The following is a 24749-nucleotide window of genomic DNA, read 5'->3' as shown; positions in this document are numbered from 1 at the left end:
ACGGCACGACGCTGAAGGGCGCCACGGACACCACCCTGGGCACCCACGTCAAGGTCGTCACCGACCGCAGCATGCTGTTCGCCGTGCCGGTGACCTGGCTGGCGGTGGCCGACGTGGACCACCGGATCACCAACAGCCGCCCGTTCCGCGCGCTGGGCGCCGTCCGGCAGGGACCGCGCGCCGCCGAGGCCGCGACCACCGCGCTGATCTGGCTGCGCGAGGACATCGCGCGCGACTACGGCCTGCTGGACGACAGCTCGTTCCCGGCCGAGGCCGGCACGGCCTGGGACGACATGGCCAAGGCCGCCGCCGACCTCGCCACGGCCGAGAAGGAGTACTACGACGCCCGCGCGCGGGCCCGTGAGGCCTGGCTCTCCCTGAGCCCGGGGGAGCGGAGCACGCTCGGCGACCCGCCCCGGATGACCGTGCTGCCGCAGGACCTGACGCAGTCCCCGGCGGTCGTCACCTGGCAGGCCGCCCGCGACGACGTACGGCTCTGGGAAGGGCGCACCGACACCGCCGCCGCCGACCACCACCGGCTGCACCTCGCCGCCTCCCGCCTCACCTCCCACCACCAGGGCTCGACGTCCGTCCCGGTCGCGGACGCGCCGCAGGAGTACACGGCGCCCGGATGGCGGTCCGAGGCGCCGGAGCCGTACCGGATCACCGACGCCACCGGCTCCGCCCCGCGCACCCTCACCTCGCCCGACGGCGCCACGGTGCGCGAGGTGCACGACGTGCCGCACGACGGCGCCTCCTTCTTCCACGCGCTGCTCGCCGTCGCCGAGGCCCGTGGCGGGCTGCCCCGCCTGCTCGGCGGCGACCTCGCCGACCGCTTCGTGAACGCCCCCGGCGATCCGGCGATCGGTGCCGAGGCGATCGGCGCCGCCCGCGACCGCCTCGCCTGGGCCCTGGGAGAAGACGGCAACGAGGATCTGCTCGACGCCCTCGCCCTGGATGTCGCCGACACCTTCACCCAGGCCGAACTGGACGGCGCGGGCGTGGTGCTGACCTCGGCCCAGCAGGCCGAGTTCGACGCCTTCGGCCGTCTCCCGCTGACGTTCTGGCCCACGCCCGACCAGCGTGTGGCGCTGGCGACCGCCGCCCTGTCCCGCCCGTTCACGAGCGAGCCGACCGGAACGGGGCAGCCCGCCGGAGCCCCGGCGGCGCCCGAGCGCCGAGCCGGGGACCACGGCGGCGCCGACCTGCTGCCCGCCCTGGCCGCGCGGGTCCTCGGTACCCCGCTGACCGTGGTGACCGGCGAGGGCCGCGACCAGCTGTTCCTCCCGCACGGCACCGATCCGGCCGCTGTCGATCCGGCCGCCGACCCGGTGCTGTTCTCCACCGGGGGCTTCTTCCACGCCGCCCTACCGCAGGGCACCCCGGCCCCGGCCACCGGCGCGCTGCCGGCCCCGACCGACGGGACCTCCGGCACGGACACCGGGGTCACCACGACCGCGCAGCCGCCCGCGCACCGCAGCCACACCACCGCGCCCTGGCTTCCGCCCGCCGACAGCAGCCACCCGCGCTACCGTCTCGCACGCGACGGCGTCCTCACCGCCCCCGACGGCGCCACCTACACCCAGGGCACGCCCACGGGACGCGGCAACGGCTTCTTCGGCGCCCTCTCCACAGCCCTGCGCCACGCCGCCGAGCTGCCCGGACTCGACCGCCGGGAGGCGGCACGGTTGCGCGTGCGCGCCGGAGCTTCGCCCGCCCAGCTGATGCGCCTGAACGGCCTCCCGGGTGAGCCCGCCGAGCACGACTCGCTCTTCAGCCCCCCGCCGATGAACCCGCGCCCCGGCGCACCCGTGCCGAGCAGGGAGGCCCTTGACGGCCACCTGCGCCGCCACCTCACACACGCACCCTGGGGCCCGGGGGCCGACCGCGCGGTGGCCGAGTGGGCCGCCGGCGTGGCCGCCGCCACCGTCACCCTGGTCGAGGAGAACGGCACCGCCCACACGTACCCCGGCCCGTCCGCCGACGGCCCCCACCTCCGGCTCAGGCGCCGAGGCGGTGACTTCGTACCGCTCGTCCGGCGCACCCCCGCGCCGCCCGCCCCGCAGCCCGTGACGCATCAGGACCCGGCCGTTGTTCCCCTGTCCCCGTCACCGGCCGGAAACGACCTGCCAGGGCTGCCGGACGAGGAAGAGGCGTACGAGCTGAGCACGCTCTCGGGCGCGGAGGTGACCAAGGCGCCGGAGACGCCAGGTGCCGCGGACGGAACGTTCCAACTGCCGCCGTCGGCGCGCGCCCGCCGCTCCGAGGCGCTGGCGCAGTTCCGCTTCACCGACGACACCGACAGCGAGGACGACGACAGCGACAGCGAGGACGGCGACACCGACAGCGAGGACGGTCCTGCGGACACCGGACACGAGGCATGGCTGGAAATCCTGTTCGGGCCCGCGTCCAGGCACGACTACTCGCACGAGACGCTCGTCGACACGTCCTCGTCGCTGCGGGAGCTCGCGCGGGTCGGCGCGCGGCGGACGTCCATGGCCACCGGCATGGTCGACGAACTGCACGACCTGGCCAGGCGGGTGCTGGGCCTCGGCCGGGACGCCGAGGTGCAGGGGCGGCATCTGCTGCTCCTCGGATCCCTGGTCCTGAGCGCCTCGCCCGACGAACTGACGGATGCCGGCACCCTCGCCTCGTACCTCACACGCCACGACGCCGCGCTGGGCCGGGGCACCCTGCTGGTGTCGAAAGACGGCACCGGGCGCAACTGGACGGGCACCGGCGACCAGGTGCCGCCCCTCAACTCGTACGCGATGGAGACCGAGGACGGAGGCCTGATCACCTGGACCGCGCCGTGGTCCCAGCCGTACCTGGTCCTCGCCCAGGAGAGCGCGGACTCCGTCCAGCTGATCACGCCCCGGGGCAGGCTGACCCTGGACGACCCCGGTGAGTTCGCCCGGCTCCTCGCGCGGGACCCGGCGCGGCCCCCGGGAGCCGATGTCGTCCTGGCCTTCCCGCACGACGACATCGCGTTCCTCGCGCGGCACGTCGCCGACCTGACCGGCTCCAGGGTCTGGTACTCGGAGTACGGCGCCCGCCCGTCCACGGACTGGCGTTCAGGCACCGACCACATCACGCTGGGGTCCGTCCCGGACGGCGCCGGTGCGGCGTGGGCCTCCGTCGGGCCGGACCAGCACGACGACAGCGACGGGGACGTCGCGGACATCGTCGACCTGTACGGAAACGACTCCGAGCAGGCCGACGGTGTCGACGCGCGCCGGCCCGACCCGCTGATCACGACGGACTACGGTGTCGTGGACCACCGCGGCGACGGCGTGCTCTTCCGCAAGCCCGGCGGCCTCCGGGGCACCTGGCAGTCCCCGCAGGCACTGGCGGACACGGAGGACGCGCCCGAACTCGTCATGTCCGTGCAGGACTACCTGGAGACGCTCGCCACCGAACGGCCCGCGTTGAGGGTCTCCTCGGACCGCACGCTCGCGGTCGAGAACGGCGCCTACGGGCAGCAGGTCTTCGCGACGGCCGCGGCCGTCGCCCGTGCCTCCGTCGACCTGGCGCGTGCGGGACTCGCCGTGCGGCTGCGGGCCGACGAGGACCTGAGTATCGTCCTGCCCTCCCCCGACGGGGGCAGCAAGCAGCTGTTCCGTGTCACGCCCGACTTCCTGACCCGCTCCGGCAAGTCCACGGAGGAGGTCTGCCGGGACTTCGCCGACATGCTGGCCGACGCCGCCCGCACCTCGCACATGGTCTTCCGCGACCCCCGCAGCGGCCTGGTCGTCACCGCTCCGGTCAACGCCTCCGACGGGGTGGAGGTCACCGGCACGCATCACCTCGCCGACGCCCTGGGCGACGTCGCGGACGGCGACGTGCCGCCGGACACGGCGGACCCGGCGTGGGCGGCCTCGTACATCCGTCAGGACGACCGGCCCACCGGAGGCGACAGCGGGCCGATGCCCGGCCGCGCGTACGGCAGCGCGCTGAGCCTCGCCCAGCCCATCGACCCGCGCCGCGACGCCCTGTCCGACGCGGCGAGCCGGATCGGCATCAACGAACACGCGTGGGCCGGCGTCGGCGAGGGCTACGTCGTCCAGTCAGTCGCTTCGACGGGTGCTCAGGGCCAGCCGAGCCTGGAGCACAACTACGCCAAGCCGCAGACCACGGCCAGCCGTTCGCACTTCGGCTACCACTTCGCCACCGTCGTCCTGGCCAGCGAGGACGGCAGCCACCAGATCTCTCTGGAGAACCACGCGAGGGCCTCGCAGCGCAACAACAGGCAGCGCAGGGCGGTCGCGGCGAACCTCAGCGAGCACGACCTGGACGACCTGAGGGAGATCGTCTCGCAGCTGCGAGGGGAGATCGAGCGGCGGCAGGAGAGCGACGCAGTCGAGCAACTCACCGAGCTGCGCAGCCACCTCGACCTGGCTCTGGCGCTGGTGAGGGCCAAGCAGTCCCAGGTGGAGATGCACGAGGCGCCCGCCGGCTCGCCGGAACACGCCGCGGCCGAGCGGACGCTGGAGGGTGCCACCCGCGCCGCCGCGTCCCGCATCGGGCAGCTCGAACGCGTCATCCAGGGCAAGAACCAGTGGTACATGCGGATGTATTCGCAGCGGCCGGGCGAGTCGGCCCACGACACCAATGCGGAACTGCTGGACGACAAGCCCTCGGCCGAGGCCAATCCGCTCACCGCCGTCGTGCTCCGCGGCCAGCAGGCCCTGCCGGTGTCCATATCCTTCGCCAAGGGTGCCCAGCAGACGCCCGACGGCGCGAAGCACTCCCTGCGGTACCTGGCCAAAGTCGTGGCCAGGACGGCGATGTGGAACGCGGGCAACGGACTCCCGCTGCCGGGCATCAAGGTCACCGGTCTGCGCAGCGGGCGTCTGACCGGCCGGGACATCGCGAAGGCGCGCGCCGAGGCCGTCGCAGTCTCGTTCCGGCAGGAGCTGGCCACAGCGCTCGACGCGCTCCAGGACGGCACCCCGCAGCCGCACCTCACCGTCGACATGCTCACCGTCGAGCCGGCCTCGACGCGTGGCGGCCGGCCCTCGAACGGCGACGCGGGCACCGGGACCGTGGACATCACGGTCGACGACCACCGCGGCGGGCCGCGGCACGTCGCCACCCGCGGCGGCCTCCGCGGAGGCTCGCCGGACGACGGTCTCGACCCGGTGGCGGAGCAGTGGCCGATCGGCCGTCCGGTCACCGTCATGCGGCCACGCTTCGGCGGCGTCGACCCGGGCTCCCTGGTGTCCGCCGCCGACGTGCCCACGACCGGTACACCCACGACCGGTACACCCGCGTCGGACGTCCCCGCGCCCACCGGGAAGGGCAAGGCCCCCGCCGTCCCGGAAACGGACGGCGCACCGGTCACCGCGGACCCCCGGCCGGACCAGTGGTTCACGTACACGCGTCCCGCCGAGTCCCGCTCGGAGCCCTTCCGTTACGAGGTCGCCGACACCGGACACATCAGGCTTCCCGACGGGGAGGAGATCCCGCCCGACGGGTGGACGCGCTTCGGCCACGACTTCGTCCACGGGACGACGGGCGCGATCCTGCGGGGCGACAGCGGCTGGATCGGCCGGGTGGCGAACATGGACACCCTCTCGGTCGTGATGGCGGACCTGGACCAGGAGTCCGCGCCCTTCCGGGCCGTCGCGGACCGCTCCGCCCTCTACCTGGTGCCGGAGGGCTACGACGGGACGGCGCTGCGCATCCCGCTGAGTGAGGACGCCGCTTCCGCCGTAACGGTCCTCGGCACCACGCCGCCGCGTGCCCGCCTCGATGACCGGCCGCGCATCGTGGTGCGGTCGGCCTTCGACGTACGGCGCTTCACCCACGGCGGGGAGACCGTCACCGACCTCACCGTGCGGCTCGCCCTGAACCCGGGGGACGGGCAGGCCGACACCGACGCCGTCCTGGCGCGGGTGCTCCAGGGTGTGGAGGAGTTCTACAACCGGCCGGAGCACAAGCTGCCGAACGGGGACCGGCTGCACGTCACCGTCGAGCCGGTCCGGCCGGACGAGAAACCGCACCTGACGGCCGATCTCGTCGGCCGTGACCAGCGGATGAACCAGCGGGCGTGGTGGGCCGACGCCGACCCGGCGGACTTCGCGCACGAGCTGGCACACCAGCTGTTCCTGCGGGACGAGACGCACGACGCGAGCAACCCCGGACGGCTCCACGCGCCGGGCAGCCTGCTCGGACCGTTCCGCGAGCAGGCCCCCGAAGGCCTCGCGCAGACCGGTCTGCGCCCGCGCCACCTCCAGCTGTGGGCGGCGGTGGCCGGCGACATCGAGGCGCACACCCCGCCGGAGGGGACGAGCTGGGCCGACGCGCGGACGGGCGCGCCGAGGGAGAGCCGGGAGCCCGTGTGGGTCGACCCCGTGTCGCTCCCCGCCGCCTCCCCGCAAACCGGCCCGGACGGCGCCGTGCCGCCCCCGCTTCCCTCCGGGCGCGACCTGTCCCCGCTCGCCGAGGAGTCCGAGGAGTCCGAGGACTCCGACGACCCGGACTCCGACGACGAGGCGGCCGACCCGGGCTGGCTGAACACCGTGTTCGGCCCCGACCGGGGAAGCATCCCGCGCGCCCGGCTCCGGGAGACCTCCGAGGCGCTGCTGGACCTCGTCCGTGCGGAGGCTGCCGCGCACCCGACGGCGCGTACGCCGCGCCACGGTCTGAACCGCGTGACCCGCGAGGTCCTGCACATGGCCGGCGCCTCCCGGCCGGGACCCGCGGACTTCCTGCTGCTCGGTTCGCTGGCGCTCGACGCCTCCTCGGACGACCTGGCGAGCTCCGAGCAGCTCGCCCTCTACTTCATCGAGCGGCAGATCGAGACCGGCCGCGGTGCCATGGACGAGGGCACACTGCTGCGCGACGGCGAAGGAACCGCCGTCGGGCGTGACTTCACAGGGCAGGGACTGCCGGCCCCCGAGACGGGGTCCTACGCCGTGCGGGGCCGGGGCAGGGTCGTCCCGCGGCCTGCTCCGTGGCAGAACCCGTACCTGGTCGTGGCCAGGGCGGCCGGCCACGCCGTCGAGGTCGCCATGCCGGGGCGTACCTTCCGGGTGGACAGCGCCGAAGAGCTGGCCATGCTCATCTCGTACGATTCCCGGCGGCCCCGCGGCGCGGACATCGTGCTGGCGCTGCCCCCGGCGTACGCCGCGACCGTCGCCCTCCTGGTCACCGGAACGACGGGCCGCCGCGCCTGGTATCCCGAGGCACCGGTCCACGTGGCCACACACCCCACCGCCGGGACCCGCCACCTCATGCTGGACCTGAACGACGGCAACACCGGTGCGGGCTGGGCATCGAGCGACCCGTCCGAGGGCGACGGCCTGCCCGGAGCCCGCGACCTCGACACCGGCGGCAGGTCCGGCCCGGACAGCGACGACGAACCGTCCAGCTCCGACGGGGACGCGGAGTTCGACCGGCTGGCCGACCAGGCGGTCCTCGAACGGCAGATCGAGGGACTCCGCCCCCGGCCGCTGACGACGCGTGACTACGGCGTCATCGACAAGCGCGGTACCGGGGTCCTGTTCACCCGGCCGCTCCCGCCCGCCGTCGGCGAGGTCCGGGCGGGCACCGGCTCCGACGGGCTGGTCCTGCCGCGCCAGGACCAGGGGACCCTCCCCATGGCCGACCGGCCGCCGCTGCACATCTCCGAGGACCGGACGCTGGCGATACTCGCGGGCGACGGCGACACCACCGGCCGCAGCCGCCAGGTGTACGCCACCCGCGCGGCGGTCGAACGCTCCTCGGCGCGGCTGACCGCGGCAGGGGCAGGCGTCAGGCTGAAGGCCGACGAGTCGGCCGGCGTACTGCTGCCGAAGGAGGACGGTTCGTACGGCGAACCGCTCTACCGCGTGGAGCCGGAGTTCCTGACGGCTTCCGGCGGCTCGGAACACGCCTTCACCCGGAGCTTCGCCCAGATGGTGGCCGGCTCCACGAACGCCCCCCTGTCCCACATCGCCTTCCGCGGGCCTACCGGCGCCGTCGTCTCCACCGCCCCGGTGAACGGACAGCACAGCCGTGAGGTCACCGGGACGCACCACCTGGCCCAGGCGCTGACGGAGGTCGCCGAGGGCTCGCGCCCCGCCACCGAGGTGACCCCCCGGTGGGCCGCCCGCCAGGCGGGCCGGGACAAGCGCTACACCGGTGGCGTGGTGGGCGCGCCCACGCCGGGCGAGCGCTACGGCCGGGCCCTGAGCTACGAGCCGGACAACGCGCTGCGCACCCCGCTGGCGTCGGCCGCGCGGCGCATCGGTGTCAACGAGTACGCGTGGGCGGGGGTCGGAGAGGGCTATCTGATCCAGTCGGTCAGCACCACGAACGACGGCGGCGCCCAGCTGTTCACGCACAACCACGCCAAGCCCGGCGACCGGGTGGGCCCCCACGCCCCGTACCACTTCGCGCAGGTCGTCCTGGAGAGCGAGAACGGCACCCACCAGATCACGCTGGAGAACGAGACCCACTCCCGGACCGCGATCTCCCCCGAGGTCCTCGACGACGTCATCGACGAGAACCTCGACCGCTACGGGGAGCACCAGCTCCTCCAGCTGGCCCGCGGCGCCGAACGGCACGTCGCCGAGGCGCGGGAACACGGCGCGGACCGGTCGCAGACCGACGGTCCGGAGGGCTTCGCCCGGGTGGCCAGGGCCCTGGCCGCCGTCCACGACGCCGAGCAACTGCCGCCCTTCTTCGACGAGGACCGGCCCGAGCACGCGCTGGCCCTGGGCGAGGTGGAACGGGCCCGCTCCCGCGCGAGGGAAGCGATCCGGGACGCCGCCCCGGTGATGGACGACAAGGACCTCTGGTCCTTCCGTGCGTACAGCAAGCGGCCCGGTGAGTCCGCGCACGAGGTCAACGCGGCACTGCTGTCGGACGCCCCGCCCGCAGTGGCCAATCCGCTGACGACGGTGGTGCTGCACGGCCACGCGCCGCGCTGGCACCAGCAGGCGATCCACTTCGACGAAGGGGACCACGGCGTCCCCGCCGACGCGGACGGCACGATCGACGGCCTGGCGCAGTCACTGGCGCGCGCGGGACTGTGGAACCGCGCCCACGGACTGGCCATGCCCAAGATCACCCTCACCGGGCACGGCAACCGCTCGCAGGCCAGCGGCCAGGACCGGGCGGACGCCGTCGCGAAGGCGCTCGCGGCCAGGCTGGGCCAGATCCTGACCACCCTTCAGGCGGGCACGGGCGGAACGCGGGTCGGCGTGAGGAACTTCGGTCTCACCAAGGCCGCCAAGCGGGTGCGCAGGGCCACCGACCCGGCCCAGGGGCGCGTGGTGACGATCGAGATCGACGACCAGCGGCTCGTCCCGCCGGGTTCGCAGCCGTCGGGAACCAGCACGCCCGTCAGGGAGAGCGCCGCGTCCGAACGGCCCGCACCCGACCGGACCTCCGGATCCCCGGTCACCGGGCAGGAGACCGGTGAATCCCCGTCCGCCGGGCCCGAGGAGACCGCCGAGCCCTTGACGGTCCCCACCCCCGAGCGCGGCAGGTCCCGCTCCCGGGGCCGTTCCGCGATGCCCAGCCCGGAGCGCAGGAACAGCGACGCGCCCCCGTGGGTCCTGGCGCGCATCCGCTACGCCGAGGAGTCCGCAGCCTTCGACCGCCGGCTCGGCGAGTACCTGGCCGAACACGAGGCGGTGACGGCCGAGTTCCGGAAGATGGCGAGTGCCGCGTGGGCGGCCGCGCGCATGAGGCATCCGCGCGCGCTGGCGACGTTCGGAGACACCAGCAAGTTCAAGGCGGGCGTCGTCGGCACGTCCCGCGACGCCCTCCAGCGTGTGCTCAGGAGCGGAAACCTGCGGGAGCTCGTGGCGTTCCTGTACGAGGGGATCTCCGAGAACCTCGTGCCGGAGATGCTCGGCGGCGTGGAGGAGCAGCACCCGGAGATCGCCGCCGAGCGGCCGAGCCGCCGGCAGCGTGAGGCCTACGCCGAGTACATGCGGCGCGCCATCGAGATCCAGCAGTCGGCCATGACCCTCGAGGAGAAGGAGGCCGCCGTCAGGGAACTGCCGCGGCCCGTGGCCGATCCGCCGCACCCGGACACCGCGCGCCCGCCGCTGAGCGCGGCGGAGCGCCGGATCGCGGTCGACGAGGCCGGACTGACCTGGATGCCGGCGACCGCGGTGTACGACCTCGCGATGAGCGCCGACTTCCAGGGCCGGTCCGAGGACTCCGGCGGCCTGGTGGCGACCGGCACCGCCGGGTCCACGTACCGCTTCGTGCTGCACGCCGCACGGATGCGGGACCAGTGGGGCCTCGACCTGGACCTCGGTCTGATCCGGGCCGGGATGCTGGCCATCTCGCTCACCGTGGGCCACCACACCGCCCATGAGGTGATGCGCGGCGCCCAGCTGGCACTGGACGGCGTCCCCGGCCACGACCCGGCCCTCGACTACACGGACAACTGGGGCCGGTACTGGAACGTCCATCCCTTCCGGGAGCGGGACCTGAGGGAGAACGTCGCGCGGGACGGGCTCTTCCCCGACGAGCACGCGCAGGCCCTCCTGGACGAGCTGGAACCGAAGCCCGTCGGCGGCGTCGTACGGCAGGACGGCGCGCGCACCCACGCGACGCTTCCGCACCGTCCGGTGCACACCCGCCCCGTCGCCTCCGAGCCGAACCACCCGGCTCCTCAGATGCCGGACGCTCCCGCCCCGCACCAGGGCACCACCGCCGCGCCGCCCCAGGTGTCGCCCGACGACGCGGAGCGGCACCGCGAGGCGGTCCTCGACGCCCTGTACGGCCTCGGCGCCCTGAACGGCGTCGACCGGGAGCGGGCCGCCGAGGGGCTGGAACGGCTCGACCGGCTGCGGGCCCTGGACCCGGAGCTGCGCGGTGGCTTCCTGGACATGGACGCCCTGGTCCGCCGGACGCTGCTCCTCGACCCCTCCGACACGGTGAACGCCGCCGCCCGCGGTGCCCTGATGCGGCTCGTTACGGACCCCTCCACCGCAGGCGCCCGCACACTGAGCGCGGTGTCCGCCCACTACCTCGTCCGGCGCGGCGCCTTCCACGCGGACTTCCGGCTCACCGACGCCCAGGGCCGCCCGCGCGGCTGGAACTGGCTGGGCCAGCCCCTGCCGGCCGACTTCGACCCGGGCACCACCGGCCGCGTCTCGCGCGCCCCCGACGGCACGACCGGCCACAGCGGGCCCGAGACCGCGCCGTGGCTCCCCACCCCGGGCCACCCCGACCCGTACCTCGTGCTGCTCGGAGGCCGGCCGGACGGGGCCGTGGTGCGGGGACTCGGCGGCTTCGCGCGTCCCGTCCCGCCCGAGGTCCTCCACGAGCTCATGGCCCTCGACCGGGGCCTCACGGGCCGGCCGGGACCGCTGCTGCTGCACGTCGCCCGGTCCGGAGCCGCCTCCCTGGATCTGCCGCGCGGGCTCGCCGACCGCCTCGGCAGAGAGGTGTGGGCCACCACCGGCCGGTCGGCCATCGGGCGCCTCCCCGGAGCCCCGGACCGCTCGGTCGTCCTGCTGCTGGACGAGGAGAAGCAGGCGCCCCGGGGCCAGTGGTTCTCCAACACACCTGCCACACAGCCCACGTCGTCCACCGACGCGGTGGACGGCCAGATCAGCTCCCTGTCCGTCGCCCACCGCGGGAACCGGTCCACGGGCTACATCTCCATGGACCTCGCCGACTCCGACGACGGCGGCTGGTCGCGGACGCTGACCCACAGCCGGCTGGGGACGGTCACCTCGTACACCTTCCAGCGCACCTCCTACGACGCCACCCAGCCCACGACACCTGTGCCCTGGGTCGAACTCAACCTGCCCACGCCGTACTTCCCCAACAACCACGGCCTGCCGGGCTCCGTCATGTGGCACACCCCGCAGGGGGAGCAGACCGACGACGGGCCGCAGTTCGCCCGCAGGCTCGCCCGCCGCCGCAGCCTGGCCTCCCTCGCCCCCGAGCACCCCGTGGTGCTGCTCGTCTGCTACGCGGCGGCGACCCCCGGTATCGGGGAGATGCACGGGCAGCACATCGACGGCCCGCTGCCGTTCACACCCGACCCCCTCGCGGACGTCGCGGTCGGCCAGCACACGGCCAACGAGACGGGCCGCACGGTGTTCGCGACCACCCTCATGAACGCCGCCGTCCAGTCGCGGCACGGCGCGCAGGAGGCATATCTCAGCCTCCACACCGACGCACGCGGCCGCGCCTACCCGTGGAGCATGTTCCGGCCGGAGCCCACGGGGGCGGCACTGGAGCAGCGGGCCCGCGACGCGGGGCTGCACCACGGCCCCGGCCCGGTCCCCGAGGCCGTGCAGGAACGGACACTGCGGCTGGTACGCGCGCTGCGCCAGATCTTCGGCCCCACGGTCGACGACGCCCCGGACCACCCGGTGCTGCTCCGCGGCATCGGCGCGCTCGACCTGATGCGCGAGGCCGATCCGTACCTGGACCGGGACGGCGCGCGCACGTTCACCCTGGACCTCTACCAGCAGCTCCTGGCCGGCTACCACACCGGAGGCCCCGCGACGGGGCCGGCACCGCAGTTCACACCGGACGCCCACCGGAGTCTGCTGACGGAGGCGGCCAGGCGCCAGGACACGGGACCGCTCGAACCCCTCACCCGATGGATCGCGCTGCCGCACCTCGTCCACATGCTGACCGATCTCGCCGCCACGCCCCGCCGGGAGGACATCGCCCGCGATGTCCTGGGGCTCGACGTGTCCGCGCCGGTGGGCGAGGCCGAGTGGTCGCGGCTGGTGTGGGCATCGTTCAAGGTCGCCCTGATGACCGGGCAGGTGGACCAGGGCGCGTTCGCCGCCGCCGTACTGCACCTGCCCGCGCCCGATCCGGCGCGGTTCGGCGAAGCGGTCCTCGTGGCACGGCGGGCCGCCGCCGTCGGCCGCGACCCGTGGCAGCTGAGCGAGATCGCCGCACACCACCTGGAACAGCAGGGCGCGCTGGAGTCGGACCGGCTCCTCACGGACGACGACGGCACGGCCTGGGGCCGGGCGCTGGACGGCGTGTCCCGGCCGCAGGGCACGTTCGACCCGGACGTCGTCACCCTGCTGGGATACGCGCCCGACGGCACGCTCGTGCCCGTCGGCACCGAGCCCGCGCCCTGGGCGGCCGACCCGCACCGCCCGCGGCCCTTCGTCTACGTCGCCGACGGTGACGCCGACGGTCTGCGGATGCAGGGACCGGTGCCGCCCGGCGAGTTCGGCGAACTCGTCTTCCGCGACCCGGAGCTGCTCTCCGAGGACGGGTACGCCGAGGTCATCGCCGTGGTGCCGCACGGCAGGCCGTCCGGCGCGCGGCCGGTCGAGGGCAGCGTTCCCGGTGAGGGCGCCCGCAACTCGGCCCGCAACTGGTGGGCCACCCACAGTGCCACCACGCTCCACCACGACCCGGCGACCGGGACGTACACCGTCGCGGTACTGCCGGACCCCGACGGGCAGCCGGCCACGGCGGGCACCTGGGGGCGGATCACGAGCGCGGAGGGCGACGGCCCCGGCACCACCGGTACGGCGGTGGCCACCAACGCGAAGCCGCCCCGCACGGGCGCGGCGTCAGGACCGGCCTCGGACCTCGCTGCCGCCCGGGACGCGCACGCACGCGCGCTGGGCGCACTCGCTGAGGCCGCCGTCGAGGCCGCGACGACGGAGCGCACCGGCGGTGACGAGACCGTGGTGGCCGACGCCTGGGCCGGGGTCGATGCGGCGCGCCGCCTGCTGGAGGACGCCGAGGCGCGGCTGTGGACCCTGGGCGTCGCACCCGAGACGCGGGACGCCGACCCGGACGACGCCTCCGACGCCCGTGACGCGGTCCCGGTCGTCCCGCGGAACGCCGACCAACGCATTTGGATCGCGCGGCAGTTGACCGAGGGGGACCTGCCGCCCGCCCCGGTGCGACCCGCCGAGGACGAGACCTTCGGCCCACGGGAACGCGAGGCCGTGGGCATCTCGCTCTCCGTCGGCCAGCGGACCGAGATGATGCTGCGCGGCGACGACCGGCTGCCCGCGGGCGCGCTGTCGCCGCTGGACCTGATGCGGGTGCGGATGGCGGGCGACGTCGCCTGGTCGGACACGATGGACACGGCCGCCGCGCACGCGTCGCGGCGGCTGTGGGCAGGGGCGTACGCCGACTTCGCCGGAACGGCGCCCGAGGGCACGGGCGAGAGCGAGACCGTCCGCGCCTGGGACGCCGCCGTCTCCCTGGTCCTGCCGGCCGAGACGCACCCGGTCCTCGCCGACTCCCGGTACGCCGGTGACGGCTTCCGCGACGCGGTACGCCGCGTCGCCGGTCATCTGCTGGGCGCCTGGGCCGGCACCGGGGCAGCACCGGTGTCCGCCGTGGAGCTGGCCGACACACTCCGCTCCGAGCTGGGCCTGCGGCGGCGCCGGACGGCGTCCGCCACGGACACCGACGCCGACGTGGAAGCGACCCCGGTGGCGCAGTCCGGCACCGACGCCGACATGCCCGACATCGACATGTCGATCCTGGACGAACTGGGCCTGGGAACCGGCGACCTCGACATGTCCGCATGGGACGACCTCGATCTCGGCGACTTCGACTTCGACTTCGACTTCGGCCTGCTCGGGACGGCGCTCGACGGCCTGACCGCCACCGACGCGACCGACGTGGATATGGCCGACGCGGAACCGACCGGCCCGGACCCGACGGCGCTGGAAACGGGCGGGACACAGCCGGTGTTCGCCGCGCCGACGGCCGCCGCCCCGGCCCGGTCGCTCGCCCGCCTGCCCCGGCTGAGCCTCGTGACGTACGCCCAGGGGGAGACGCGCCCCTCGGACGACGCCCAGGAGGGCGTCGAGCGGCTGGCGGTCCAGGTCGCCAGGGCCGGCCTGCGCAACCTGCGTACCCGCGTACCGCTGCCGAGGATCGACATCGCGGGCTTCGGCGCCGACGCCCGCGGGGCCGGAACCGCGCAGGAGCGGGAACAGGCCGCCCGGCAGAGGGGCGACCAGCGCGCCCGGACCGCGCACGACCTGTTCGTCCGGAAGCTCGACGACGCGCTGCGCACCCTCCAGGCGAACCTGCCGGCGGGGCGGACACGCCTGACGTCGAAGGACTTCAAGATCACTCAGCGTGGCCGGGCGCGCCTCCCCGGCCAGAGCGGCACCGCCGGCATGCCCGAGTCGGTGAGCCGCGCGGACCTGGGCCGCCAGGCCACCATCGCCCTCACGTCACCGGGTCACGCGGCGGCCGTCGAGGCCCTGGACGCGTCGCGCCGCGAGGACCGGGAGCTGCGCACCGGGCGGTTCGACGTGGACGCGGTCGCCCGGCGCATCCTCCACCTCGCCCCGTCCGTCCTCGTCGATCCGGAGATGCGCAGGGACCTCTACACGATGGTCGAGCGGGCGCTCGCGGCCGGGCGGGCGGACGGCCTGGCGGCCCTCACGGCGTTCTCCCTCGAGGAGGACGGGATCCTCGCCGCGGACCGCGCCCGGCACGTCACCGTGGGCGGGGTCCGGGTGGCGGGTCTGAACTGGGCCGGAGCGGACGTCGTCGAACTGGACAGCATGTTCATCGAGGGCCTCCGGCCCGACGGGTCCGGCGGCTTCGAGTCGATGGGCATCACGGACTTCGCCCCCTGGACGTGGAGTGAGACGCCGTACGCCGTGCTGGCCGACGGGCGCCACGACACGGTGACGGCGCGGCTGCCCGACGGGACGACCCGGGACCTCGACGCCGCCGAGTTCGCCGAACTGGTCAGCGCCGACCCGGCGTTGCAGGGCCTCCCGGCCGAGATCCCGATCGTGCTGGCCGTCCCCTCCGCCGGCGACCGGTACCTGGACCTGCCGCGCACGCTCGCCGAGCGCACCGGCCGCACCGTGTGGGTCCACAGCGGCCAGGCACGGCGCCACCCCGGTCCGGCCGGGCAGAGCACCATCGCCGTGATCCGGCAGGACGGCCTGCCGCACGGCTCCTGGTTCCCGGTCCGGCCCGGCCTCGCACCCGAAGGCGACGACGGCGCACCGGACTGGCACCGCGACGTGCTGACCCAGCCCGTCGTCAGCGCCCTGACCGGCGAGCAGATCGGCCGCAGCCTGCACGAGCCCGGTGAGCTGGCCGGGATGCGCGAGCACAGCTTCAGCCGCCTCGACCAGATGACGCTGTACGTCCACTTCGATCCCGCCACGGGCACGTACTCCGCCAAACTGCCGCTGGACGACCCAGGACCGAAGGACAAGGCGTACCACCTGGCGGGCCACGGCCTGCCGGGGCAGCTGGTGCTGCCGCTGGCCGGCGGCGGGTCGAGGACGGCGGACCGGCACGAGACGGGCGAGTGGCTGCGTCGGCGCAAGAGCCTGTCGAGCCGGCCCGCCGACCACTGGATCGACATGGTGGTCTGCTATTCCTCGACCCCCCTGGACGGGACCACACAGGAACTCTCCCAGGCCGGCCACTCCTTCACCGTGCCGTTCGCCGCCGATCCGCTCGGGGACGACGCCCTCTCCCTGGGGCAGCACCTCGCGAACGAGACACGGCGCACGGTGCGCCTCTCCTACGCCCTGCAGGGCGCGTTCACCTACCAGGACGACCCCGTGCGGGTGCTGTTCACCGACGCGAGCGGCCGTCAGTGGTGGTGGGAGACCCGCCGTCCGGAGCCCGACGAGGCAGAGCTCGACCGGCTCGCGGAACTGGCCGGATTCCAGGGTGAGGCGTCGCCGGGGAGCCGGGCCGCACTGCTGCGCCTGGTGCGGGCCATGCGACTGGTCTTCGGGCCCGACGTGGAGGACGCGGACGACTTCACGACCCTGATCCGCGGAGCCGCCGCGGTCGTCAACATGTGGCACGCCGACCCGGAGCTCGGCCCGACAGGACCGTTCTCGCACGACCTGCTGCGCAGGGTGATCGCCGCCCATCCCGAGGCCGCGTCCGGGGTGGACCGGGACGTCACCCACCGTGTCCTGGCCTCGGCGGCACAGGCATGGCAGTCCGGACCGTCCCTGCCGGTGAGCCGGTTCGTGGATCTGCCGGTGCTCGACTCGGCCGCCCGCTGGCTCACGGACACCGCGGCGGTGGACGGGGCGGCCGTCACCGCGCTGGAACTCGCCGGCCCTGACGCGGTGGGCGGGGCCGAGCGGGCACGCATGTTCTGGGCGCGGGTCAAGGCCGAGGAGGCGCTGCTCGCTGCCCAGGACGCCGACGCGTTCACGACGCGGGTGCTGCACCTCGACCCCGCCGTCGAGGTGGACGAGGCGTTGCGCGGCGAGGCGCTGACGCTGCTCACCAGAGGGTTCGCGGCGGGCCGGGACATGACGGACGCGGACACGGCGGCCGCGTACGACCTGGAGACACGTGGCGCCTTCGGCCACTCCTCGGCGGCCACGGTCATGGGGCTCTCCCTCGGCGACGGCCGCGACTGGAAGGACGGCTCCGCCGCCCTCCTGCCCGGACTGGACCGGTTCCGGGTGCCGAGCGGCGTCGTCGACGCCCCGTGGGCCGGGCAGGACGCCGGGGGCAAGGACAAGCCCGTCCCCTACCTGGTACGGGCGTCCGTGGATCTCCAGGACAGCAACCTCCTGCATCTGTCCCTCGGCGGCGCCCCCTACGAGGTGCGGGCAGCAGAGTTCGCGGAACTGCTCGCCTCCGACCTGGAGTTGCGACGCAAGGACCTCACGACCCCCGTCCTCCTGGTACTCGACGGATTCGACGGGCCCGCACCCGGCGTCGCGGACCTGGTGGCCCGGCGGCTGGGCCGGGGCGTGTGGTGGAGCCCGTTCCCGGTGGAGCTCTCCGGAACGGACGACGAGGGTGTCACGGTGCCCACGCTCGTCAGCTCGCTGAGCACCCTGACCAGCCCGACGGCCGCCGACTGGCGCGAGGCCCGGCCCGTCGACCGGGGCGGTGCCCAGGAGGGCCGCCGCCCGGTCGGTTCTCCCCTGCCCGCGGCACCGCCGTCCGGCACGCAGGGCCCGGCGGCCTCCCTGGGGAGGGCCCGCTCCTCGACCGGGGACCCCATGCAGGGTGTGGAGACGGACTCGGACTCCATGCAGGGTGTGGAGACCGACTCGGACTCCATGCAGGGGGTGGAACCGACCTCGGCATCCGTGATCACCGCGCCCGTCCACGCGGCCCCGGCCGCCCCGCCGCCGCCCGCGCTGCCCACGAGCAGCCTGGTGGCGTACGCGCACGGCGCCACGACACCGTCCGCGGACGGCACGGAGACCCTGCGCCGGCTGGCGTCCCAGGTGGCCGCCGCGGGTCTGCGCAACCAGCGGGCGGGTGTGTCGCTGCCGCGCGTCGCCGTCACCGGCTACGGCGCCGACGCGCGCCGTGACGAGCAGGCCGTTGCGGCCAGGCGGCGCGCACAGACCACGCGGACCCTGTTCCGGCGGCTGCTGGCCCGCGCCCTCGACGACCTACAGCAGGACCGGCCCGCCGGCGAACCGCGCCTGACCGTCGAGGACTTCACGGTCGGGGCGCGGAGCGTGAGCCGGGCCCCCGAGGGCTGGGTGGGCACGGGTGCCCTCGACGGCGTGACCCGCGCAGAGCTTGGCCGGCAGGCCACGATCGGCATCACGCAGCCGCCCGACGCGGCAGCGGTGCAGAACCTGGACACCCTGCGTCGCCGGGACCCCTCCCTGCGCGACCGCCCGCTGGACGTCGACGCTCTCGCCCGCCGCCTCCTGCATCTGGACTCCGGTGCCGACGTCGGGCAGGCCCGGCGGTCGGAACTGTTCGCCCTGGTGGAGCGGTCCACGGCCGCCGGAACGGCCACGAGTCTCGCGGCACTGGGCGCCTTCCACCTCACCGAGCTGGGTGTGAGGGCGCCCGGCCGCGCGCGCCACTTCACCGTCCAGGGCCGCCGGGTGCCGGGTCTCAACTGGGATGACGACGCCGTCGCGGAGCTGGACACCACCAACGGCGACGTGCTGGAGGACACCCCGTCCGGTACGTACGACATCCTCGACACGGTGCGGACGCCTTGGCCGCACGGCGTCACCCCGTACGTCGTGGCCGCCGACGGAGCGCACGACCGGGTGGGCGCACGGCTGCCGGACGGCTCGACGCGCGAGCTGGGCGTCGACGAGTTCGTGGAGCTGGTGGCCGCGGACGTGGCGGGTGAGGGACTGTCGCACGACACCCCGATCGTGCTGGCCATCCCCTTCGCGGCGGACGCCTACCTCGATCTGCCGCGCAAACTCGCGGACCGTACCGGTCTCACGGTGTGGGCGCACAGCGGCGAGGCGACGCTCAGTTCGGCGCCCGGCGCGGCGAGCACCGTCGACGTCGTCCGGCGCCCGGAGGTCCCGCAGGGCGACTGGATCGCGAGCCAGCCCGGCCTGGCGCCCGACCCCGACGACGACGCACCGGACTGGCACCGCGAAGTGGTGACGCGGCCCGTCGTCAGTGCCCTGACCGGGAAGCAGATCGGCCGCGCCTCGCACCACCCCGCCGAGTACGCCAAGCACTTCGAGGACGAGGGCCGCCACTTCGACCGGATGACGACGTACGTGCACCACTACCCGGCCACGGGCGAGATGTCCCAGGAACACGACCTGCCGCGCCCGGGCCCCGAGGACACCGCCTACCGCCTGGACATGCACGGTGAGCCGGGTGTCCTCCAGCTGGCGCTGCGGGACGGCGGCGTCCGGCTTGCCGACGAGCGGGAGGCCGGTTCGTGGCTCAAGCGCCGCAAGAGCCTGGCGAGCCTGCCTGCGGACCACTGGATCGACCTCGTGGTCTGCTGGAGCGGGGCGCCCAGGGACAGCGCGGTGCCGGCCCCCGGCACCGTGAGCGACGCCTTCCCCGGCCCGTTCGTCCCCGACCCGCTGCGCGACGTGTCCATGGGGCAGCACCTGGCGAACAGCACGGGACGCACCGTTCGCCTGGCGTACAGCTCGCAGGGGACGCGGTCGGCCGACGGCCGCTACATGCGCACCCTGTACGCGGACGCGCAGGGGCGCCACCGGGCATGGGACCTGTTCCGGCCGGAGCCCGCGGGCCCCGGACTGGACCGCCTGGCCGAGGTCGCCGGATACCGGGCGCAGGCCGGACCGATCACGGACGAGACGCGGGAGAGGACGCTGCGGCTGGTGCGGGCGCTGCGGCTCACGTTCGGACACGACGTGGACGACGCGACCGACTTCGGCGATCTGCTCCGCGGTGCGGCGGCGGTGGACCACATGTGGAGCAGCGACTCCGACTTCGACGCGGCCGGCCCGTTCACGCTGGACCTGCTGCGCAGGGTGGTCGAGGCGCACGCGGGGGCCGGCTCCGGCGTGAACCAGGAGGCCACCCGTCGTGCGTTGACCGCCGCCGCCGAGCAGTGGTCGATGTGGCCCGGCGACGTGCTGGTCGGCTTCGTGGATCTGCCGGCGGTGGAGGCCGCCGCCCGGTGGATGCGGGACGGCGACCCCGTGGACGAGGCGGCGACCGCTCTGGACATCGAACCCGACGAGGTCGGCGGGACCGAGCGGTCACGCATCTTCTGGGCCCGGGTCAAGGCCGAGGAGACGCTGCTCGAAACCGACCCTGACCAGCACGACTTCATCGCGCAGGTCCTCCACCTGCCCCCGGGCGCCCGGGCGGGGCACGCGGAGCGCGAGGAGACGCTGGACCTGATCACCCGCGCCTTCGCGGTGGGCCGCGCCGCGTCCGACCCGGACGTGGCGGCGGCGTACGCCCTGGAGGAGTCCGGCGCGTACACCACCACCGGTCTGCGCACGGTGCAGGACGGAGTCCCCGGGGGCGGCCGCGACTTCACCGGCGGACCGATGCCCTCGCACGTCGACCTGGCGCAGTTCCGCACCCCCGCCGGAGTGGTGGACGCACCGTGGAAGCAGGAAACGGACACACCGGTCCCGTACCTGGTGCGCATCGCGCCGGACGCGCACGACCCGGACCTCCTCCAACTGTCCTACGACGGCGAGACGGCCGGCGTGCCCACCGGCGAGTTCGCGGAAATGCTGGCGAACGACCTGAGGCTGATGCGCCAGGAACTGACCACCCCCCTGGTCCTGGCGTTCTCGGGACCGCCCGCCGACGCCGGGGACGTCGCCCACCGGCTCGCCCAGCGGCTCGGCCGCTCCGTCTGGTGGACCGACTTCCCGGCGGACCTGTCGGCGGCCGGCGACTCCGGACAGCCGGTGCTGACCCTGCACGACTCGGCCGTCGCCGGGAGCGTGCCGGGGACCGGCATCTGGCACGAGACGCGCCCGTTCCGGTACGCCGCACCCGGGGACGCGCCCCGTACGCTCCCCGCGCCGGTGCCCCGGTCCACCGGACGGGGCACCGCGAGCCCGGCCGCTTCCGAGTCGCCGTCCGCCTCCTCGCTTGCGTCCGTCGACACCGTCTCGGGCCCGCTGCTGTCCGAAGCCACGCTGATGACCGACGCCCAGGGCGCTCCGCGCGGGCGCGACTGGACCGGCACCGGCATCAGCAGTATCGACACCGCGCGGATCCGGCTCCAGGAACAGCGGGGCGGCGAGCTGCGGACGGTCTCCGAAGAGGCGTCACCCTGGGGCGAGGCGGCGTACGTGGTGGCGGCCGAGGCCGGTTACGACGAGGCCCTGTTCGCCGACGGCCGGGAGCTCGGCCCGCAGGCGCTCGCAGACCTCCTGGCCGCCGATCCCGTGCTGGCCTCGCTGCCCCGCGACGTTCCGGTGGTGCTGGTGAGTCCGTACGCGGGAGCGCAGTACGGGCCGTTGGCACGGGCCGTGGCGGAGCGGCTGGGCCGCAGGGTCTGGGCCCCCAGCGGCGACGGTCGTGTCACCGGCGCCGAGGGCGATCCCGGTGCCACGGCCACCGGGCCGGTCGCCTCCGTACCCTCGCTCGTCGACTCCGACCCCGACGACGCGTACGGCGACTGGGTGCCGTTCGACCCCCCGTCGGACGGGTCCGCTCGGGCCGAGGACCGCGAGTGGGTCACGGTGGACGGCGTCCGGTTCCGGGACAGCGACGTGGAGACCAGGCCGCTGGTCGGGGCGGACCACCGCTTCGAGGGCCGCGAGTCGATGCCGGACGACGGCCGCAGGCGGCTGCGGGAACGGCGGCTGAGGCTGTACCGGGGCATGCGGGAGCGCACACACGTGGTCCGCCTCGGCGACGCCTTCCACACGGTCGGCGCGGAGGAGACCGCCCCGGACCCCGAGGCGTCCGTCTACACCTTCCACGCCCACGGAGTCCCCGGAGGCCTGAAGCTGGCCGGCAAGGACGGCCGGGTGCTGCTGCTCGGCTCCGCGGACGGCGGGCGCTACATCGGCGGGCTGCCCGAGGTGGTCACGCGGGCTGCCGGCGACGAACTGCACGTCGCGAGCTGCTACGGCGCCGTAGCAGGCGACCCGCTGCGCCGGCAGTCCCTCATCAGGCCCGCGCCGCTCGTCGAGGACCCCCTGGAGGAGGTCGCGCTCGCGCAGCACGCCGCCAACCACAGCGGGCGCACCACCACTGCCGCCACGGGCAGGACCGGCTACAACGACACCGTGCGGCTGCTCGCGGCGACGCCCGAAGGCACCTTTGCGCGCATGGAGACCTTCCTGCCCGAACCGGTCGACGCGATCGCCGAGTTGGCCGAGGCGGCCGGCCTGCGCCCCCTCCCGCGCCCCACGGGTCTTCCCGCCTGGGACGACGAGGCGCCGCGCGCCCTCCGGCTGGTACGGGCGCTGCGGCTGGTCTTCGGCAACGAGGTCGAGGCCGATCGCGGCGTGCCGGGCGGCCGTCACGAACGGCTGCTGCGCGGGATCGGCGCGCTGGAGACGCTGCGCGCGAACGACCCGGCACTGAGCGGGCTCACCCCGCTGCGCATGGAGCTGTGGCAGCTCCTCGCGCCGACGCCCGACGGGCCCGCCCCCCGGCCCGCCGACTTCGAGGCGGTGCTCGACCGGGCCCTGGCCGCGCCGAGGGACGCCGCGCTCACCGCCGTATGGGACGTGCCCGCCCTGCGGGCCGCGTCCGACCGGCTCACCGCCGGTGGCGACGGAGCGGTCCGGCCGGTGCTGCGGATGCCCACCGGACCGCTCACGCAGCGCGCGTACGCCCGCGCGCTGTGGGCGATGACCGGCGCCGCACGGCTGCTTGACGCCAAATCCCCTGCGGAGCGCGAGGAGATGGGGCGTGCGGTGCTCCATCTGTCCGCCGGCGCCGCGTGGGACGCGGCGGCGGATGCCCGGCTGAAGGAGCTGGCCGAGCAGGCCTTCGCCACCGGACGGGACTCCGGCCACCAGGACGAACTGGCCGTCTTCCACCTGGAGACGATGGGGGCGTTCGCCGACGGGAGCCGGATGCGTACGCCCGACGGCCCCCTCCAGGGCCGCGACTGGGGCCCTACGCCCCCCGGCGGGCCGGAGCCCGCGCGTCTGTTCACAGCCGGGAACGGTACCGCCCCGGACACCGGCTCGCCCGAGTCCGCCCCGTGGGCCCAGGAGGGCGCCGTCGCCCCGTACTTCGTGCACGCGGAGACGGACACCGCCGGTGCCGTGGTCCTGCACCTGCCGGGTGGCACCGCGCAGGTCACGGTGCGGGAGTTCTTCGCGCTGCTGGAGTCGGACCCGGAGCTGCCGCTGATCGGCGGGCACCGCCCCGTGGTCCTCCTCGTGCCCGGTCTCGGCTCGGGAGAGCTGCGCGACCAGCAGCACTTCTCCCTCACGAACGACCGGACCGTGTGGAGCCACGACGGTGCTCCGGCCGTCTCCGAGGGCAGCGCGACGCAGCCGGAGGCACCGGGCCCGGGCGTCTGGCGCAGGACCGTGCCGCAGTTGCCGTCCGCCGGGCCGCCCGCCACGGCGGACGCGGTGCGTAACCCGGAGTGGAACGCGAGCCCCGCCACCGATCCGGACGCCGGTGCGGCCGGTGCGGCCCCGGCCGGGCAGGCCCTGCCCTACTCGGCGGACGGCCGGTTCGACGAGCGGTTCGCGGAGACCCTCGAGGCCTTCCCCGTGGCCGCCTCCACCGACCGTCACACGGTGTGGGGTTACGGCCAGGAAGACGCGGACTTCCACGTGTTCGTGGCCGAGATACCGTCGCTCGGACTGCGCGGCGAGTACACCTCCGACGGCCCGTCCGCCGGTGGTGTCACCGACATGGCCGGGAAGGTGTACTCCGACGGCCCGGCCTGGGACTGGTACCTGCCCGGCCGCGGACTCGTCGCCTCCTCCCGCCTGCTGACGGAGCCGCACACCGCGACCGAGGACGGCCCTCCGCCCGTGCCGGTCATCTGGCCCGCCACCGGGCCGGTGAGCCCCACCCCGCCCGTCGACCCGGCCACCGTCGCCGCCGACCCGGCCGCGCTGGCAGGCGGCACGCTCCCCGACGCGCTGTGGCGCGACCACGACGGCCCCCTGTTCCGCTTCAGCCCCGACGGGCCCGAGCGGGTCTTCGGTGAGGGTCTCAGGCCGTACGGCCCCGACATGGTGCACCTGATCGACCACGTCTACGGCGGCAGCTCCCTGGTCCCGACCACCGTCTTCGCGAGCACGACCGCGAACCGCCACTACGTGCGCGACAGCGCCCGCGCGAACCCGATGGGCGCCCCCGCCCTGTACCACCGCTACCGCTGGCGCTACGACATCCAGGTCCCCGGAGGCATCGACGTGAACGCCACCCTGGGCCTGGCCTCGCCCTTCCCCGACCAGGAAGAAGTGCTCTTCCCCGGAGGCATCGACCGCCGGTACGTCCGCGGCGCGCAGCCGATGGAGTACGGCATGCCGCTCGGACCGTACGTCGCCAACCCGCACTTCGCGCCCGCCGCGCAGCCCGGCGGGAACGGCGGGGCGTCCGTCGGGGACGGGGAGACCGGCGGACCGGGGGCGGGGGGCTCCGGCCGTGTGCACGGGTGA

1 protein-coding gene (only partly in view) is annotated in these 24749 nt (G+C 74.8%); it reads left to right on the top strand.

Annotation, left to right across the window (positions count from 1 at the left end):
- Positions 1-24749 carry part of the coding region annotated (locus ABZ441_RS09895) for a lonely Cys domain-containing protein (protein WP_358970327.1) on the top strand (this coding region is incomplete at its 5' end). The annotated region extends 6202 nt beyond the left edge of the window, so 24749 of the 30951 annotated nt are shown.

The sequence above is a fragment of the Streptomyces sp. NPDC005752 genome (assembly GCF_040630715.1).
Lineage (GTDB): Bacteria > Actinomycetota > Actinomycetes > Streptomycetales > Streptomycetaceae > Streptomyces.
The sequence above is the reverse complement of the archived record's forward strand: the minus strand, read 5'-3'. Positions and strand labels throughout refer to the sequence as shown.